This window comes from Mesorhizobium sp. ArgA1 (genome assembly GCF_053714375.1).
On sequence record NZ_JBSKBQ010000010.1, the window covers coordinates 150,744 to 167,123 of the forward strand.

Below are 16,380 nucleotides of genomic sequence, written 5' to 3' on the forward strand. Positions count from 1 at the left end.
GAATTCGGGCAAGAGTCGTGGATTTGACCCGCTGACAGGCCGGAGGGACAGCACCCCCCTCTGTCCTGCCGGACATCTCCCCCGCAAGGGGGGAGATTGGCAGTTCATGCGACGGGGGCTGTTCACCGGCGTTGCCTGTTAATGGCCGCGCCCGCCTCTCCCAAATCCGACTTCCCCTGGTGGCTTGCCGCCGCGCTCGTGCTTGCCGTCGCGGCCGCGCTCTATATTGCCGCCAGCGACCTCTACGCGCAGGTGTTCGCCACCGTCGCCAAGGGCATCGGCGTCACCGTCTTTGTCACCGTGGTCGCCTTCGCTCTCGCCTCGGCCATCGGGCTCGGCATTGCCTTGATGGGATTGTCGGGATCCCGTTTGCTCAGCCAGATCGCCCGCTTCTATGTCGAGATCATTCGCGGCGTGCCGATCCTGGTGCTGTTGTTCTGGATCGCCTTTGCCGGCGCGCCGGCCGTCGTCGCGGCATGGAACGCGCTGACCGCGCCGCTGCAGAGCGCCGGCTATCTCGGCGAACTGCTGGTGCGCGACGTCTCGCTGCTGTGGCGGGCCATCATGGCGTTGACCATCGGTTATTCCGCTTTCATCTCCGAGGTCTTTCGCGCCGGCATCCAGTCGGTCGAGAAAGGTCAGATCGAGGCGGCCAAGGCGCTGGGTCTTTCGCGCACGCAGCGTTTCCGGCTGATCGTGTTTCCGCAGGCCATCCGCACCATTTTGCCGCCGCTCGGCAACGACTTCGTCGCCATGGTCAAGGATTCCTCGCTGGTCTCGGTGCTCGGCGTCGCCGACATCACGCAGATGGGCAAGATCTACGCCGCCGGCTCGTTCCGCTTCTTCGAGACCTATTCGATCGTCGCCTATATCTATCTCATCCTGACCGTCGGCCTGTCGCTGGCGCTCAGGGCGCTGGAGCAGCGGCTGCGTCGGCAGCACGGGGAATAGAAGTCCGGCGCGGACACGGCTACGATCGAGAAAAGATCGTTCCGGAGGACAAGCGATGACCGTCGACAAGGCCAATGCGGCGCTGGACTCGGTCTATTCGGCCGACACACCGGAAGGGCTGGCCAAGGCTTATGCCGACTGGGCAGCGACCTATGACAGCGAAACCGCCTCGCTCGGTTATCTGCTGCCGTTCCTGATCACCGCCTGGGTGGCGCGCCATGTGCCGGTGGGCGAAGGACCGCTGCTCGATGCCGGCTGCGGTACCGGCCTGTCGGGGCCGTCGCTGAAGGCGCTGGGTTACGGCGAGATCGCCGGACTCGACCTCTCCGACGACATGCTCAAGATCGCCGGCAGCCGCAATGCCTACAGCGATTTGAAAAAGGCAATGCTCGGCGGCCCGCTGCCCTGGCCCGACGGCCATTTCCGTGCCTTCTTCTCGACGGGCGTGTTCACCATCAGCCACGCGCCCGCGTCCGGCCTGCACGAGCTTGTCCGCATCACCCGAAAGGGCGGCCACGCCATTTTCACCGTGCGCGATCAGGTTTTTGAGAGCGGCGGGTTTCAGTCCGTGTTCGACGAATTGGAGCAGGCAAGAAAATGGCGGCTGGTCGAACAAAGCCCTTGGTTCCGCTGCTACGCGATCGGCGACCCGGAAGCGCTGGTGAAGACGTTTGTGTTTGAGGTGCTGTGAGGTGGTAGCTTGGCGCCAGTTCCTCGCCCCCGCTACGCGGGGGAGAGGTGGCCCGGCGAAGCCGGGACGGAGCGGGGGACGACCGGCGCGAAGTCAAATCCGGTGGGAACGGAGCGTGGGGGTGTCGTCGGCAAGAGCCTATAAGATTCTTATGCGGTAACTTCATGGCTGCCGCTCAGGCCCCTCTCCGTCCCGGCTTCGCCGGGCCACCTCTCCCCACTTCGTGGGGCGAGGAACCCAAGTTCTGACAAGACGCGCCAATTGCCGAAAACCCAAAACATTGGTATGAGCCACGCCATGGAAGAGCTTTTTGGCGATCCGGCCTACAAGGGGTTCGTGCTGCAGGACAGGAAACGCCTGCCGTCGCGCTTCTCCGCGCGCGTTTCCGGCGCGCTCACCAGCCGACTTAGCTAGGCCGCTTTCGCCGGGCCGAAGGCCTCCGGCGCGTCTGCCCTTCCCCTACTTCAAATCGACGGATTTACGCACATGAGCGCACCGCGCACCCTCTACGACAAGATATTCGACGACCATGTCGTCGATCGCCAGGACGACGGCACCTGCCTGCTCTACATCGACCGCCACCTCGTCCATGAAGTGACCAGCCCGCAGGCCTTCGAAGGCCTGCGCATGAGCGGCCGCAAAGTCCGGCATCCCGAAAAGACGCTGGCCGTGGTCGATCACAATGTCTCGACCTCGCCCGAGCGCAAGTTCGGCATCAAGAACGAGGAAAGCCGCATCCAAGTCGAGGCGCTGGCCAAGAATGCCAAGGATTTCGGTGTCGAGTATTATTCCGAAAACGATATCCGCCAGGGCATTGTCCACATCATCGGGCCGGAGCAGGGCTTTACGCTGCCGGGTATGACCATCGTCTGCGGCGACAGCCACACCTCGACGCATGGCGCTTTCGGCGCGCTGGCGCACGGCATCGGCACGTCCGAGGTCGAGCATGTGCTGGCGACGCAGACGCTGATCCAGCGCAAGGCCAAGAACATGCTGGTGCGCGTCGACGGCCAGTTGCCGGAAGGCGTCACCGCCAAGGACATCATCCTCGCTATCATCGGCGAGATCGGCACCGCCGGCGGCACCGGCTATGTCATCGAATATGCCGGCGAGGCGATCCGCGCACTGTCGATGGAAGGCCGCATGACGATCTGCAACATGTCGATCGAGGGCGGCGCCCGCGCCGGTCTGATCGCGGCCGACGAAACCACCTTCGCCTATGTCAAGGACAAGCCGCGCGCGCCGAAAGGCGCTGCATGGGACGCGGCGCTCGAATACTGGAAGACGCTGCAATCCGACGAAGGCGCGCATTTCGACAAGGTGATCGTGCTCGACGCGGCCAAGCTGCCGCCGATCGTCTCCTGGGGCTCGTCGCCCGAGGACGTGGTTTCGGTGCAGGGCGTCGTTCCCAATCCGGAAGAGATCACCGACGAGAACAAGCGCACCTCAAAGATCCGCGCGCTCGACTATATGGGTCTGACGCCGGGGACCAAGATCACCGACATCACGCTCGACCGGGTCTTCATCGGCTCCTGTACCAATGGCCGCATCGAGGATCTGCGCGCCGTCGCCAAGGTGGTCGAAGGCAAGACGGTGAGCGCGCATGTCGACGCCATGATCGTGCCGGGCTCCGGCCTGGTCAAGGAACAGGCGGAAGCCGAGGGTCTCGACAAGATCTTCATCGCCGCTGGTTTCGACTGGCGCGAGCCGGGCTGTTCGATGTGCCTGGCCATGAACGACGATCGGCTGAAGCCGCATGAACGCTGCGCCTCGACCTCGAACCGCAATTTCGAGGGCCGGCAGGGCTTCAAGGGCCGCACCCATCTGGTGTCGCCGGCAATGGCGGCCGCGGCGGCGATCGCCGGGCATTTCGTCGACATCCGCGACTGGACATAGGTTCCGGCGCGCAGCTCATAATCCATACCAGGCCCCGGATCGCATCGCGGTTCCGGGGTCTTTTTTCATCCGCTCTGCCCGCATATTCGCTCTGGCTTAACCGCTTGTTGGGGCTTGCGTTCTAAGGTCTTCCCCGACGTCACGCGGGGAAGTCACCGTCCTTTGGACACCGGTCTGTTCATTGCGCTGCTCAATCCGACGATCGCGCTGGCGCTCGGCGCGGCGTTCCTCGTGCTGTGGTTCTATCAGCGTCACCGGCCCTATCTGGCGGTGCTCGGCGCGAGCTATTGCGCGTCCGCGCCCGGCTTCCTGCTGCAATATTTTACCCTGCCCGTCGGCATGGTGCTGACCAAGCTTGCCTCCAACCTCTGCTTCACTTTCGCCGCCTGCTGCCTCGTCGGCGCAATCATCTCGCGCTATGGCAGGCGCGTGCCCTATGTCGCGATCGGCATTCTGGCCGGCGGCGGGCTGGCCGCGTTCTGCTGGTATCTGTTCGTGGAGCCGGACCTCACCTGGCGCATCCTGGCCATCAATTTCGGTTTTGGCGGCCTCAGCCTGCTGGTCGCCGCCGAGCTGCGCGCCGTGCGCAACAATGGCCCGACCGAAAAAATCCTGTTCGTGCTGTCGTTGCTGTCGGGGCTGAACTTCATCGGCCGGACGCTGCTCGTCGTCATTTCGCACGGGCCTTTCACCAGCTATGACGGGTTCTACGGCTCGTCCTACTGGACGACGGCGCTGCTGACGCATGCGCTGCTGTCGCTGCTGATCGCGCTCTGCCTGTTCTCGGCCGCCGCACTCGATGTGATGAAGGCGCTGAAGACCGAGACGCATACCGACCCGCTGTCCGGGTTGTTCAATCGCAGGGGTTTTGAGGAGCGCGCCTTGCTGGTGCTGCAACACTGCGCCGCCGCCAAAGTGCCGGTCGCACTGGTGCTGGCCGATCTCGATCACTTCAAGGCGCTCAACGACCGATACGGACATGCCGCGGGCGACCAGGTGATCGCCGACTTCGCCGCCAAGCTTCGTGCCGCCGCCGGCGCGCGCGCCGTTGCCGGGCGCATCGGCGGCGAGGAGTTCGCCGTGCTTTTGTCGTTGAGCGACCTTGCCACGGCGCGGCTGTTTGCCGAGGCCGTGCGAACGCACTATTCCGCCGGCAGCGTCGACGGATTGCCGCCGGGCACCAGGGTTACCGCGAGCTTCGGCGTCGCGGCGCGCACCGGCGACGAAGGGTTGGAGCCGCTGATGCGGCGCGCCGACGAGGCGCTCTACAAGGCCAAGAAGAACGGCCGCGACAGCGTGCGGCTGTCATACGAGCGAGCCGAAACGGTGTTCATTCCCGATACCGGCAGCGCGAGCTAAAGGCCGACGTTAACGTCTTTTTCGCCCGTCGATGGTTTGCTGTGGGCCAGAGCGCGAAAAGGGGCCATGAGCAGCGCAGACTTCCTTCTGGTCATCAACATGTGCGTTGCCGGCCTGCTGGCGGCGGCGTTCATGACGATCGCCGTTCACGGCGTCGGACGTGCGGCGGCGCGCTGGCTGGCGTTCGGCTATGCCCTGGGCATAGTCTATTGTGTCATCGAGATCAGCATCCCGGCCTTCGCCGATGCTCGGCCACCAGTTGTCGCCGCCTTTGCTGTTTTCCTCGGCGCCACCATCGCCTTCAATGGCGGGCTCGCCCGCAAATACGGTGTGACGCCGCCCTGGGCGGCGATGCTGGTCTTCCTGGCCGTCGCCACTGTCGCCGTCTATTTCGTGCAGGACCTGCCGCGGCAATCGCTTGCCCGTATGATGGCCTACCAGCTTCCCTATGCCGCCATGCAATTCGTTGGGTTGGCCATCGTCTGGTCGTCCAGGCAAAGACGCGGCTGGCTAGACTTCACTCTGATGGCTGTTCTGGCGGCCAGTGCGGTGCAGTTCGCTTCAAAGCCATTCATTGCCGGCGCCCTGGGCGGCTGGGGCGCCAATCCGCAGACCTATCTGCAGAGCAGCTACGCCCTGGTCTCGCAGTCGCTGGGAACCGTGTTCGCGCTGGCGCTGGCGCTTTTGATATTGGCCGTGCTGGTTCGCGACGTGCTGGCCGAGGCGACGTCCAGGTCGGAAACCGACATGCTCTCACAACTGCTCAACCGCGGCGGCTTCGAGCGTCATGCCAAGCTGGCGCTGCGCGACGCCGTGCGCCAGGGTGTTCCGGTGGCGCTGGTCATTGCCGACCTCGATCATTTCAAGGGCATCAACGACAGTTTCGGCCATGCCTCCGGCGACCGCGTCATCGAAACCTTTGCGGGTTTCCTGCGCGATGCGGCGGCCGACCATCATGTCGCCGGCCGCATCGGTGGCGAGGAGTTCGCCATCATCTTGCCGGGCACCAATCTTGCCGCTGCAAGGCTGTTCGCGGAGGGCACGCGCAGCGCCTTCGGCGCCTTGCCGATCGAGGGCCTGCCGGCGGACCACCGCTGCAGCGCCAGCTTCGGCGTCGCCGAACTTCATGCGGGGGAATATTTCTCCGACCTTTTGCGGCGCGCCGACGATGCTCTCTACCTGGCCAAGGGCTCAGGCCGCAACTGCGTCCGAGTCTCGACCGGGCTAACCGTTGTGCGGCAGCCGGCGACAAAGGCCGGCCATACCGATTGGTCTAGCGGCAAGGGCTGAGGTTGGGCATCTCGCCGTCGGAGAGACCGTACATATAGGAGCGGCCTTTCACGAACACCGGGGGCTGATAGCAGCCACGTCTGGAGACGTGGTCTGCCTCATTTTCATAAAGGACTTCGGGTTCTGCTTCCGGCTGGCCGGCGCTGGTGTAGTCGGACAATTTCCTGGCCAGTTTGCCTTCGCCGACGATGATGCGCTTGTAGCCGGCGGCGCTGTCGATGACGAGATTGCCGAAGGAATCGGCGTAGACCCGGTCATGATGGCGCGACCAGGCCATTGCCGGAGCGGCGAAGCCGAGACTGGCTGCCGCCAGCACAAGCGCCGCAAGGCGTGCTCTTCCTGAATTCGAAAGCATGGTGTCCTCTCTGCTTTGGACCCGTTCGGAATCGGAAATTAACCTTTTATTAACCTTTGTTAAGAGGGCAGATGCATCCAGCGGTGATCTCTTGTCAAACATGGTTAATATCCGACAGGATGGAAAACCTAATGTCATCTTTCGGCCATGCTTGGCCGCACCATCGGCCAGCGACGCACGCAATTGCGCTGACGCCGGGTGAGCTTGATCTTGGCGGAACATCGCGGCTAGTTTGCCGCGCAGGAGGACATCATATGGCGTTACGCCGGACGTTTCGGGTGACGCTTTTGTCGATCCCCTTGTTGACTGCCGCAGCCTGTGTGCCGCAGAACAACGCGCCGAAGGCCGCAAGCGCTGGAACTCCCGCCGTCTTGATGGCGCCCGGCGCGCCTGTGACCGCTGCCCCCATCGCTGTCGAAACGGCCGCGCCGCAAGCGCGCACCGCGACCTACAATTGCGCCGGCGGCGGCAGGATCACCATCGAGAATCTCGGCACATCGCTGCACGTGCTCAGCCCCGACGGTACCGCTGAAGACCTGCCGGCCTCGCCTGCCAACCAGAACAGCCGGTATGGCGCGGCTCATGACGCAATCGTGATCGACGGACGCGAGGCGCTGGTGATGAAAGGCGGGAAGACGCCGGTAACCTGCAAGCGCTAGTTGGTGTGTTGATATTCAGGGGAGGCGGGCCGCCAACAGCAGCGTCCTGCGCTTCCGGTGCTCACCTACCCAAAGTCCGCTCCGCTCCGGCGTAGGCCGGTTCCCGGATGTCACACTTCTCGACTCGGCCTGACCTGAATCTCAACGCACCCAAGGCGCCTCAGCCGGATGATTTTTTCGCACTGCAGCGAACGGTGCGCCGGCTTTCGGCCATGGCCTAATCGATTGAAGCAATCGGCAGCCTTTTTGTCAGACTAAATGACGTTTCCAAAACGGTTTTCTGGCTTTGACGCGGTGCAAAAAGAGCATTAGAAACCGGCTGTCTGAAGCATAATATCGAGGCGGCAAATGCCGTTTTCCACCGCTGCTCCGGACGTCGAACTGGGGCAGCCATGAGCAAATCACCAGCCACCCGAACCGCCAGACGTGAACGGCCGCTCTCGCCGCACCTGACGATCTACCGCCCGCCAATCACCATGACGATGTCGATCATTCATCGCATCACCGGCGGCGCGCTGTATTTCGGCACGCTCCTGGTCGCCGCGTGGCTGATGGCGGCGGCGAGTTCGCAAGGCGCCTTCGACTGGGTCAACTGGGCCTTCGGCACCTGGCTCGGCCGGCTTATCCTGTTCGGCTACACCTGGGCCTTGATGCACCACATGCTGGGCGGCGTGCGCCACCTCGTCTGGGACACCGGCGCCGGGCTGGACAAACACACGGCATCGAAGATCGCCTGGGTGACGCTCGCCGGCTCGGTTGCGCTCACGCTGCTGATCTGGGTCGCCGGCTATATGGCGCGGGGAGCCTTGTGATGAGCGGCACGAACAGCAACGACATGCGTACGCCGCTGGCCAAGGTTCGCGGTCTTGGCTCGTCGCACGAAGGCACGCAGCATTTCTGGCGCCAGCGGCTGACGGCGCTCGCCAACATTCCGCTGACGCTGTTCTTCGTCGGCTTCCTGATCGCGCTCAACGGCCACGGCTACGCTGAGGTACGCGCCGCACTCGCCAATCCGTTCGTGGCGCTGGTGATGATCCTTTTCCTGATTTCCGGGCTCTACCATATGCGGCTCGGCATGCAGGTGATCATCGAGGACTATGTGATCAGCGAAGGCCTGAAACTGCTGACGATCGCGCTCAGCACATTTTTCACCATAGCGGTCGGCGTCACCTCGATCTTCGCCCTGCTCAAGCTGGCATTTGGAGGCTGATTTTGGCCAAGGACGCGAAATCAGCCAATGCGGCTTACACTTACGTCGACCACAAGTTCGACGTGGTGGTCGTCGGCGCCGGGGGCGCGGGCCTGCGCGCCACGCTCGGCATGGCCGAACAGGGCCTGCGCACCGCCTGCATCACCAAAGTATTCCCGACCCGCTCGCATACGGTGGCCGCGCAAGGCGGCATTGCCGCGTCGCTGTCCAACATGGGGCCCGATTCCTGGCAGTGGCACATGTACGACACGGTCAAGGGCTCGGACTGGCTGGGCGATGTCGACGCCATGGAATATCTGGTGCGCGAAGCGCCGGCCGCCGTCTACGAGCTCGAGCATTACGGCGTGCCGTTCTCGCGCACCGAAGAGGGCAAGATTTATCAGCGGCCATTCGGCGGCCACATGATGAATTACGGCGACGGCCCGCCGGTGCAGCGCACCTGTGCCGCCGCCGACCGCACCGGCCACGCCATCCTGCACACGCTCTACGGCCAGTCGCTGAAGAACAATGCGCAGTTCTTCATCGAGTATTTCGCCCTCGACCTGATCATGGAGCCGGACGGCACCTGCACTGGTGTCGTCGCCTGGAACCTCGACGACGGCACCATTCACCGCTTCTCCGCCAAGATGGTTGTGCTGGCGACCGGCGGCTATGGCCGCGCCTATTTCTCGGCCACGTCGGCTCACACCTGCACCGGTGACGGCGGCGGCATGGCCGCGCGGGCCGGCTTCCCGCTGCAGGACATGGAGTTCGTGCAGTTCCACCCGACGGGCATCTACGGCGCCGGCTGCCTGATCACCGAGGGCGCGCGCGGCGAGGGCGGCTATCTCGTCAATTCCGAGGGCGAGCGCTTCATGGAGCGCTACGCGCCATCGGCCAAGGATCTTGCCTCGCGCGACGTCGTCTCGCGCTGCATGACGCTGGAAATCCGCGAGGGACGCGGTGTCGGCAAGAAGAAGGACCACATCTTCCTGCATCTCGACCACCTCGATCCGGCCGTGCTGCATGAGCGGCTGCCGGGCATTTCGGAGTCAGCAAAAATCTTTGCCGGCGTCGACCTGACCAAAGAGCCGATCCCGGTGCTGCCGACGGTGCACTACAATATGGGCGGCGTTCCGACCAATTACTGGGGCGAGGTGCTGAACCCGACGGCTGAAAATCCCGACCGTGTGTCGCCCGGCCTGATGGCGGTGGGAGAGGCCGGCTGCGCCTCCGTGCACGGCGCCAACCGGCTGGGCTCGAACTCGCTGATCGATCTGGTGGTGTTCGGCCGCGCCGCCGCGATCCGCGCCGGCCAGGTCATCGACCGCAATTCGGCTATCCCTTCGCCCAACGAAGCCTCGGTCGAAAAAATCATGGACCGCTTCGACCGGCTGCGCCACGCCAATGGCTCGACGCCGACCGCGGTGCTGCGCGAAAAGATGCAGAAGGCGATGCAGGAAGACGCCGCCGTGTTCCGCACCCAGGAATCGCTGGAGAATGGCTGCAAGCGCATTTCGGAAATTTGGACCGAACTGAAGGACATAAAGGTATTCGACCGCTCGATGATCTGGAACTCCGACCTGGTCGAGACGCTGGAGCTGGAAAATTTGATGGCCAACGCCATCACCACGGTCTACGGCGCCGAAGCGCGCAAGGAGAGCCGCGGTGCGCACGCGCGGGAGGACTTCTCGGCCCGCGACGACGAGGCCTGGCGCAAGCATACGCTGGCGCGGCTCAGCGAAGACGGCAAGGTGACGCTGAGCTACCGTCCCGTGCATACCGAGCCGCGGCTGGCCGAGAAGGACGGCGGCATCAATCTCGCCAAGATCGCGCCCAAGGCCAGGGTATACTGACCATGGCGCTGGCGGCCTCAGGATATTCAGGCACGCCGCTTCCGGCCAAGCTTGGCCTGAAGGATGGGATGGTCGCGGCGTTCATCGCGCTGCCCGACGATCTCAACGATCTCGTGGAAGCCGTCGCCTTCGCTCAAGTCGACCAACTGGGCGACTGGTCGGCGATTTCGGGAACGACCCTGAAATACGACGCCGTGCACGCCTTCGCTCGTCAGCGCGCCGAGATCGAGGATCGTCTCGGCGATGTCGAGGCGGCGATCAAGCGCAACAGCATGGTCTGGGTGTCGTGGCCGAAGAAGGCATCGAAAGTACCGACCGACGTCACCGAAGGTGTCGTCCGCGCAGAGGCACTGAAGCGCGACCTGGTCGACGTCAAGGTCGCTGCCGTCAATGAAATCTGGTCCGGGCTGAAGCTCGTCATCCGAAAGGACCTGCGGTAATGGTCGAACTCACGCTTCCCAAGAACTCGAAGGTCCAGCAAGGCAAGTCCTGGCCTAAGCCGGAGGGCGCCACCAACCTGCGTGAATATCGCATCTACCGCTGGTCGCCGGACGATGACGAGAACCCGCGTATCGACACCTATTTCGTCGACATGGACGATTGCGGGCCGATGGTGCTCGACGCGCTGTTGTGGATCAAGAACAAGATCGACCCGACGCTGACCTTGCGCCGCTCCTGCCGCGAGGGCATTTGCGGCTCCTGCGCCATGAACATCGACGGCTCCAACACGCTCGCCTGCACCAAGGGCTGCGACGACATTTCCGGCGCCGTCAAAGTCTATCCGCTGCCGCATATGCAGGTGGTCAAGGATCTGGTGCCCGACCTCACCAATTTCTACGCCCAGCACGCCTCGATCCAGCCCTGGCTCAAGACCGTGTCGCCGCAGCCGGCCAAGGAATGGCTGCAGAGCCATGAGGACCGCGAGAAACTCGACGGGCTCTACGAGTGCATCTTGTGCGCCTGCTGCTCGACCTCGTGCCCGAGCTATTGGTGGAACGGCGACCGCTATCTCGGCCCGGCGACGCTGCTGCAGGCCTATCGCTGGCTGATCGACAGCCGTGATGAGGCCAAGGGCGAGCGGCTCGACAATCTCGAAGACCCGTTCCGGCTCTATCGCTGCCACACCATCATGAACTGCGCGCAGACTTGTCCGAAGGGACTGAACCCGGCCAAGGCGATTGCGGAAATCAAGAAGATGATGGTGGAGAGAAGGGTTTAACAAAGGCCGCTGCCGATGAAATCATCATCGATAGTGATCCTTCACACCCCCCTCTGTCCTACCGGACATCTCCCCCGCAAGGGGGGAGATTGGCTGTTTTTCCCGCTTTCGCTAATCTTCAACCTTGCAAGAATGGACGAACGGCGCTGAAGGTGCGGATCTCCCCCCTTGCGGGGGAGATGGCCGGCAGGCCAGAGGGGGGTGCTGTCCCTCCAGCTTCAAAGGATAGCCAACCCAATGAGCGAAGACCTACCCATCCTCAATCCCGCCGAAGCCCGGGTGCTCGGCTGCCTGATCGAGAAGAAGGAGCTGACGCCGGATGTCTATCCGCTGACGCTGAACGCAGCCCTTGCCGCAGCCAACCAGAAGACGGCGCGCGAGCCCGTCATGGCGCTGGAGCAGACGGAGGTGCACCGGGCTCTGAAACTGCTTGAGCAGAAGGGGCTGGTGCGGCAGATGTTCGGCTCGCGCGTCGAGCGCTATGAGCACCAGATGGCGCAGCGCTTCTCGCTGACCACGCCGCAGACGGCCTTGCTCGGTTTACTCCTGTTGCGCGGACCGCAGACGGCGCATGAGCTCCTGGCACGAGCCGAGCGCATGGCGCGGTTTTCTTCGATCGAGGATCTGCGTGCTGAACTCGACATGCTGATCGGCCGCCGACCGCCACTGATCCAGGAAATTGCGCGAGGACCAGGCCAGCGCGAGGACCGCTACGTGCATCTTCTCGCTGGAACGGTTGACGTCGCAGCCCTTTCGGCCCAGCGGAGTGCGCCGACCCTGCCTCACTCCGACCTGGAGGCGAGATTGGAGGCGCTGGAGCAGGAAGTCGCGGCACTGCGCGCCCGGCTTGATGCGCTGGGCGGTTGAGGTCGCCAGCGATTCCGGATGTAGCCGCGCGGTGGGGCTGTTGTCCCTAATGAAAACGCCGGCTTTCGGGCCGGCGTTTCACATCAGCCAAGCTCTCACCCCAGCTTCGCGTCGAGCGACACATTGATGGCGCCGAGCGCCTTCGACACCGGGCATCCGGCCTTGGCCTTCTCGGCCAATTCCTGGAATTTCGCTGCGTCGATGCCCGGTACCTTGCCGATCACAGTGAGGGCACTGCCGGTGATCCCGGTGCCCGGAACCAGCGTGACCACCGCCTTGGCGTCGAGTTCGGCGGCGGGTGTGCCGTTCTCGGCCAGGAAGTGGGAGAACTGCATGGCGAAGCAACCGGCATGCGCAGCAGCGATCAACTCTTCGGGATTGGTGCCGGATTTTCCGCTTTCGTCCTCGAAGCGTGCCTTGAACGAATAGGGCGTGCCTTTCAAGGTGCCGCTCTGGGTGTCGAGCGTGCCTTTGCCCTCTTTCAGATTGCCTTTCCAGACGGCGTTTGCGGTGCGGTCCATGGAGTCCTCCTTGATTGCAGCGATAGCGCCGGCCAGGCGGCGTTCCTCCCAACTATAGCGCGGGCGCGGGCGAAGACCACCGCGCTGTTTGCGCGCGCATGGCGATCCAACGACGCTCGGCCAAAATTATTTTTGAAAGAAATCGGCGTGCAAAAATGTCGACTTGTCGTGGCGCCGACCGTCCTGCGGGCGGCCACGGATTTCGTGGCGGATGGAGATTCACATGAACAACCTGTTTTCCGCCCATTGGAACTGCACCGGCAAAAGCCCTTGGCTGCAAGAGATCGACTGTCCGCGACCGTCCGGCTTCGGCCGGCTGCTCGCGGCAGTTGTCGTCATCGGCATTGCGGTCATCCTTCTCGACCATGCGGCTGCCGGCAACGGCGCAAATGATACCGTGATCACCTATGGTTCATCGCAGCAAGGGAGCTGGAAATGAAATATGTCTGTCTGGTCTACGGCGAGGAAAAGGACCTCCATGCCATGACGCCGCAGCGTCTGGCCAAGCTCGACGCCGATTCAATGGCCTATGACCGGTGGTTGGACCAGCAAGGCAAGCTGATCATCGCGCAGGCGCTGCAATCGGTGAAGACGTCGAAGGCGGTCCGGCGGCGCCAGGGCAAGCGGCTGATCACCGACGGACCGTTCGCCGAGACCAAGGAGCAATTGCTAGGTTTCGTCATGATCGAGGCAAGGGATCTCGAAGAAGCGCTGGAGATCGCCGGCGAGATACCGCTTGCCGAAATCGGCACCATCGAGGTCAGGGCGATTTACGACGTCCCTGGGTCATAGCAGTCCGCGCATCGGCAGCTTCAGACAGAGCGGCGGATCATGTCCGACGCCTTCTCGGCGATCATCACCACCGGCGAGGCGGTGTTGCCCGAGACGATGCGCGGCATGATCGAGGCGTCGATGACGCGCAGGCCCTCGACACCGGTGACGCGCAAATCGGGACTGACGACGGCGCGGTCGTCAATGCCCATCCGGCAGGTGCCGACGGGATGAAAGATGGTCGTTGCGATGGAGCCGATCTGATGCAGCAAATCGTCGTCGGATTGGTGGCTGGGACCGGGCAGGATCTCTTCCGGGTGAAAGGCTTCAAGTGCCTTGGCGGTCATGATCGAGCGCGCCTGGCGCACCGAGCGCAGCGCGATCTCGCGGTCGCGCACGGTGGAGAGATAATTCAGCCGGATCTCCGGCTGCACGGCGAGTTCTTGTGTCGTGGCATGTACGGAGCCGACACTATCCGGCCGCAGATTGCAGACCGACATGGTGATCGCCGGGAACGGGTGCAGCGGGTCACCAAGCCTGTCGGTCGACAGAGGCTGGACGTGATATTCCAGGTCCGGCGTCGCCATCGACGGATCGGATTTGGAGAACATGCCGAACTGGCTCGGCGCCATCGACATCGGCCCCGACCGGGCAAAAGCATACTGCAGCGCGATTCGCGCCTTGCCGGTCAGGCTGTTGGCCAGCGTGTTGAGCGTCAGGGCCGATGACACTTTGTAGACGGTGCGGATCTGCAGATGGTCCTGCAGATTCTCGCCGACATCCGGGCTGCCGTGGACGACATCGACGCCGAGTTCGGCGAGGCGATCCGGCTGGCCGACACCTGAAAGCTCGAGCAGTTTTGGGGTGTTGATCGAGCCGGCGGTCAGCAGCACCTCGCTTCCGGCCTTTGCCTCGATGGTTTCACCGCCTACGCGGTAGCGGACGCCTGTCGCGCGCTTGCCGTCGAACAGCACCTTTTCGACATGGGCGTTGACGACCAGGCGAAGGTTGGGTCGCCGCAGCGCCGGGCGCAGGAAAGCCTTGGCGGTGTTCCAGCGCACGCCCTTGCTCTGGTTCACTTCGAAGAAGCCAGACCCCTCATTGTCGCCGTCATTGAAGTCTTCGCGCGGCATAATGCCGAATTCCTTGGCCGCCTCCTGCACCGTGTTGAGGATCGGCCAGGACAGGCGTTGCCGCGCCACTTTCCATTCGCCGCCGGCGCCATGCAGCTTGGTCTTGCCGCCATGATGGTCCTCGGATTTAAGGAAATAGGGCAGCACGTCGTCCCAGCCCCAGCCGACATTGCCCATCTGCCGCCAGCCATCATAGTCCGCTGCCTGGCCGCGCATGTAGATCATGCCGTTGACCGAGGTGCAGCCGCCCAGCACCTTGCCGCGGGGATAGACCAGCGAACGGCCGTTGAGGCCGGCTTCGGGTGCTGTCTTCATCATCCAGTCGGTGCGCGGATTGCCGATGCAGTAGAGATAGCCGACAGGGATATGGACCCAATGGTAATTGTCGCTGCCTCCGGCCTCGAGCAGCAGCACACGTGTGCCCGGATCCCCGCTCAGGCGATTGGCCAGCACGCAGCCGGCGGTGCCCGCACCGACGATGATGTAGTCGTAGTCGCCTTGGAGCCGTTGGGTCATTGCGGTGTTCTACTCGGTCCTGCGGCCTGTTCGGCCCAGAACGATCGCAGCGTATCGGCGAGGCCGCAATAGGCGCGATAACGCCTGTTGTAGTGTTCTTGCATCGCCGGGTCCGGACTAGGCGGCGCGAGACCTGGGACCTCAGTGTGTCGACGCTTGAAAGAAACACCTCTGTTTTCTTCACCGGATGCAATTCTTGCGTGTTGAAGCAACGCCGCAGTTCTCTTATCGTCGCCGGAATTTCCGGGGGAATTCGATATGCCTTTCCTGATTGCTATTCTCGGCGTGCTGGGAGCGGCGGCGTTCTGGTGGTACCGCATGAAGGCCATGAACGACGCCGCGCGCGAGGTGGCCGATGTGGTCGGGCGCGTCCAGGGCAACATCCGCCGCAAGAAGCTGCGCAAACAGGCGGCGCTGTCGCCGCTGACGGCGATCGACGACCCGGTGGTGGCGGCGGCAACGCTAATCACCGCCATGGCTGCGGAGCATGGCCCGATCCTGCCGAAGCGCGAAACGATCATCCGCGAGGTGATCTCGCAGATTGCGGACAACCAGAAAAAGACCGACGAAGCCGTTGTCTATGCCAAATGGGCCTCGGCCCAGATCGACGACACGACAATAGTCATCGACAAGCTGGCGCCGTTCCTGCGCGAACGCCTCGATCCGCACGAGCGGGAGGATCTGTTGCAGATGCTGAACCGCGTCGCGCAAGGCGGCGAGCAGAGCTTCAAGGTTGCCGACCAGCGGATGCTGAGGCTGAGGCAAAAGCTGGGTTTCGAGGTGAACTGAGGGTGTTGCGACACCTGGAGCAGCGAATTCGGCTTCAGGTTATTTCCAAGCGTTGCGCTGCCCCTCACCTGCCTGTCCTCCTCAGCGGTTGCAGAAGGGGGCTCTTCCTCTCCCCCGTCGATCGGGGGAGAGGTGTCGAGCGAAGCTCGACGGAGTGGGGGTCGACCCTCAGGGACAAGGCGGAATGATGCTTGCGCCTACTGCCCTTTCTATGTCCGTTTGCGGCGATTGCAGGTGGTTCCCCCACTCCGTCTCGGCTTCGCCGAGCCACCTCTCCCCCCTCCGGAGGGAGAGGAAAGGAGCCTAGCTGGGGCGGCG

Annotated in this window: 18 protein-coding genes; 15 read left to right on the forward strand and 3 right to left on the reverse strand. The window is 63.4% G+C overall.

Going from position 1 to position 16,380, the window contains the following annotated elements; translation table 11 throughout:
* The first annotated feature begins 141 nt into the window (after window positions 1-141).
* The 5 genes from ACWGTI_RS21495 (at window position 142) to ACWGTI_RS21515 (ending at window position 6,187) form a co-directional block, all read left to right on the forward strand.
* Window positions 142-951 carry an amino acid ABC transporter permease gene (locus tag ACWGTI_RS21495; RefSeq protein WP_454588968.1) on the forward strand — a complete coding sequence of 270 codons (810 nt, stop codon included), beginning with the start codon at window positions 142-144 and terminating at the stop codon, window positions 949-951.
* 55 nt (window positions 952-1,006) lie between these two features.
* Window positions 1,007-1,642 carry a class I SAM-dependent DNA methyltransferase gene (locus ACWGTI_RS21500; protein ID WP_454588969.1) on the forward strand — a complete coding sequence of 212 codons (636 nt, stop codon included), beginning with the start codon at window positions 1,007-1,009 and terminating at the stop codon, window positions 1,640-1,642.
* Window positions 1,643-2,128: 486 nt separating this feature from the next.
* Window positions 2,129-3,538, forward strand: coding sequence for a 3-isopropylmalate dehydratase large subunit (gene leuC / locus ACWGTI_RS21505; protein WP_454588970.1), 1,410 nt, complete (start codon window positions 2,129-2,131; stop codon window positions 3,536-3,538).
* 162 nt (window positions 3,539-3,700) lie between these two features.
* A complete protein-coding gene (locus ACWGTI_RS21510) occupies window positions 3,701-4,897 on the forward strand; it encodes a GGDEF domain-containing protein (protein WP_454588971.1) in 1,197 nt (398 codons plus the stop codon).
* Window positions 4,898-4,963: 66 nt separating this feature from the next.
* Complete coding sequence (locus ACWGTI_RS21515) at window positions 4,964-6,187, forward strand: diguanylate cyclase (protein WP_454588972.1); 1,224 nt, start codon at window positions 4,964-4,966, stop codon at window positions 6,185-6,187.
* On the opposite strand, the gene ACWGTI_RS21520 is transcribed toward ACWGTI_RS21515, so the two are convergent.
* The gene (locus ACWGTI_RS21520; RefSeq protein ID WP_454588973.1) at window positions 6,171-6,542 is read right to left on the reverse strand and encodes a hypothetical protein; all 372 of its coding nucleotides are present in this window, start codon (window positions 6,540-6,542) and stop codon (window positions 6,171-6,173) included. The two genes, ACWGTI_RS21515 and ACWGTI_RS21520, sit on opposite strands and share 17 nt — an antisense overlap.
* 254 nt (window positions 6,543-6,796) lie before the next feature.
* Between ACWGTI_RS21520 and ACWGTI_RS21525 the strand changes: the two genes are divergently transcribed.
* The 7 genes from ACWGTI_RS21525 to ACWGTI_RS21555 all read left to right on the forward strand — a co-directional run bounded on the left by ACWGTI_RS21525 (window position 6,797) and on the right by ACWGTI_RS21555 (window position 12,332).
* Window positions 6,797-7,201: a hypothetical protein gene (locus ACWGTI_RS21525; RefSeq protein ID WP_454588974.1), complete on the forward strand. Its 405-nt coding sequence runs from the start codon at window positions 6,797-6,799 to the stop codon at window positions 7,199-7,201.
* Window positions 7,202-7,593: 392 nt separating this feature from the next.
* Window positions 7,594-8,013 carry a succinate dehydrogenase, cytochrome b556 subunit gene (gene sdhC / locus ACWGTI_RS21530; protein WP_454575551.1) on the forward strand — a complete coding sequence of 140 codons (420 nt, stop codon included), beginning with the start codon at window positions 7,594-7,596 and terminating at the stop codon, window positions 8,011-8,013.
* Window positions 8,013-8,411, forward strand: coding sequence for a succinate dehydrogenase, hydrophobic membrane anchor protein (gene sdhD, locus ACWGTI_RS21535; RefSeq protein WP_454588975.1), 399 nt, complete (start codon window positions 8,013-8,015; stop codon window positions 8,409-8,411). The genes sdhC and sdhD overlap by 1 nt, the downstream gene beginning before the upstream one ends.
* A 2-nt stretch (window positions 8,412-8,413) precedes the next feature.
* Entirely contained in the window at window positions 8,414-10,246 is a 1,833-nt protein-coding gene (gene sdhA, locus ACWGTI_RS21540; protein ID WP_454588976.1) for a succinate dehydrogenase flavoprotein subunit, read from the forward strand.
* Between the two features lie 2 nt (window positions 10,247-10,248).
* Window positions 10,249-10,686 (forward strand): DUF3052 domain-containing protein, encoded by a 438-nt coding sequence (locus ACWGTI_RS21545; protein WP_454588977.1) that lies wholly within the window; start codon window positions 10,249-10,251, stop codon window positions 10,684-10,686.
* Window positions 10,686-11,465 carry a succinate dehydrogenase iron-sulfur subunit gene (locus tag ACWGTI_RS21550; RefSeq protein ID WP_454588978.1) on the forward strand — a complete coding sequence of 260 codons (780 nt, stop codon included), beginning with the start codon at window positions 10,686-10,688 and terminating at the stop codon, window positions 11,463-11,465. Before ACWGTI_RS21545 ends, ACWGTI_RS21550 begins: the two co-directional genes overlap by 1 nt.
* A gap of 237 nt (window positions 11,466-11,702) precedes the next feature.
* Window positions 11,703-12,332, forward strand: coding sequence for a YceH family protein (locus ACWGTI_RS21555; protein ID WP_454588979.1), 630 nt, complete (start codon window positions 11,703-11,705; stop codon window positions 12,330-12,332).
* A 95-nt stretch (window positions 12,333-12,427) separates the two neighbouring features.
* Here the strand turns inward: ACWGTI_RS21555 and ACWGTI_RS21560 are convergent, their stop codons facing one another.
* A complete protein-coding gene (locus ACWGTI_RS21560; RefSeq protein WP_454588980.1) occupies window positions 12,428-12,853 on the reverse strand; it encodes an OsmC family protein in 426 nt (141 codons plus the stop codon).
* A 223-nt stretch (window positions 12,854-13,076) separates the two neighbouring features.
* On the opposite strand from ACWGTI_RS21560, the gene ACWGTI_RS21565 reads away from it, so the two are divergent.
* On the forward strand, window positions 13,077-13,292 hold the full coding sequence (locus ACWGTI_RS21565) for a hypothetical protein (RefSeq protein ID WP_454588981.1): 216 nt from the start codon (window positions 13,077-13,079) through the stop codon (window positions 13,290-13,292).
* Window positions 13,289-13,645, forward strand: coding sequence for a YciI family protein (locus ACWGTI_RS21570; RefSeq protein WP_454588982.1), 357 nt, complete (start codon window positions 13,289-13,291; stop codon window positions 13,643-13,645). The genes ACWGTI_RS21565 and ACWGTI_RS21570 overlap by 4 nt, the downstream gene beginning before the upstream one ends.
* A gap of 20 nt (window positions 13,646-13,665) precedes the next feature.
* Here ACWGTI_RS21570 and ACWGTI_RS21575 read toward each other — a convergent pair whose 3' ends face one another.
* The gene (locus ACWGTI_RS21575; protein ID WP_454588983.1) at window positions 13,666-15,273 is read right to left on the reverse strand and encodes a GMC family oxidoreductase; all 1,608 of its coding nucleotides are present in this window, start codon (window positions 15,271-15,273) and stop codon (window positions 13,666-13,668) included.
* Window positions 15,274-15,531: 258 nt separating this feature from the next.
* Here ACWGTI_RS21575 and ACWGTI_RS21580 point away from each other — a divergent pair, with 258 nt between their 5' ends.
* Entirely contained in the window at window positions 15,532-16,062 is a 531-nt protein-coding gene (locus ACWGTI_RS21580; RefSeq protein ID WP_454588984.1) for a hypothetical protein, read from the forward strand.
* Window positions 16,063-16,380 lie beyond the last annotated feature (318 nt).